This window comes from Bradyrhizobium sp., from assembly GCF_016462955.1.
In the GTDB taxonomy this organism is placed as follows: Bacteria; Pseudomonadota; Alphaproteobacteria; order Rhizobiales; family Xanthobacteraceae; genus Bradyrhizobium.
This window is the reverse complement of the sequence record NZ_JAEMSD010000737.1, coordinates 1-1,019: the sequence shown is the minus strand read 5'-3', so window position 1 is coordinate 1,019 and position 1,019 is coordinate 1. Positions and strand designations below refer to the sequence as shown.

Annotated in this window: 1 protein-coding gene; it reads right to left on the bottom strand. The window is 65.8% G+C overall.

All coding sequences use genetic code 11. The features are described 5' to 3' along the window. Window positions 1-150: 150 nt before the first annotated feature. Window positions 151-1,019: nucleoside transporter C-terminal domain-containing protein (locus tag JHD07_RS37615; protein ID WP_291631391.1), on the bottom strand; the 869-nt coding region annotated here is incomplete at its 5' end.

Sequence of the window (1,019 nt, the reverse complement as noted above, 5' to 3'; positions counted from 1 at the left end):
GTAGCTCTCCGCCGTCATTCCGGGGCGATCGCAGCATCGAGCTATGGTGCGCAATTGCGCACCTGAGAATCCATCGGGCGGCAGCGCGTGCAGTGAAATGGATTCCGGGTTCGCCGCTTCGCGGCGCCCCGGAATGACGAGCGGCGAGAATCAAGCCAACATCCCCACCATCGCTCCCATCAGACACGTCGTCAGCGTCCCCGACACGATCGACTTCAATCCCAGTGCGTTGATCTCCTCGCGCCGTTCCGGCGCCATCACCCCTAAGCCGCCGATCATGATGCCGAGGCTGGCGAAATTGGCGAAGCCGCACATCGCGTAGAGCATAATCAGGCGCGAGCGCGGGTCGAGCGCGCCGGGCGGCAGTTTCGAGAAGTCGACATAGGCGATCAATTCGTTGAGCACCGTCTTGGTGCCCATCAGGCTGCCGGCGGTGATCGCCTGATCCCACGGCAATCCCATCAGCCAGCACACCGGCGCCATGACGAGACCGAGCAGGCGCTGCAGCGAGATCGCGGCACCGCCAATGTTCGGCAGGAGGCCGAGCACGGCGTTGACGAGATAGACCAGCGCCACCAGCACCAGCAGCATGGCGACGATGTTGAGCAACAATTCGAGGCCGGCCGTGGTGCCCTTCACGATCGCATCCATCGTGCCGGATACATCCATCTCCGGATCCTCCAGCGCGCCGCCGGTGCGCTTGTCGGAGGTTTCAGGGACCATGATCAGGCTGACCAGGATCGCGGCGGGCGCGCCGAGCACCGAGGCGATGACGAAATGCGCGGCGGCGTCGGGAATGAGCGGCGCCAGCAGCGTCGCATAGAGCACCAGCACCGTGCCGGCGATGCCGGCCATGCCGCCGGTCATGACCAGGAACAACTCGCTGCGGGTCATCTGCGCCAGATAAGGCCGCACAAACAGCGGCGCCTCGACCATGCCGAGGAAGACGTTGGCAGCGGTGGACAGGCCCACCGCGCCGCCGACGCCGAGCGTGCGCTCCAGCAGCCAGGCCATGCCGC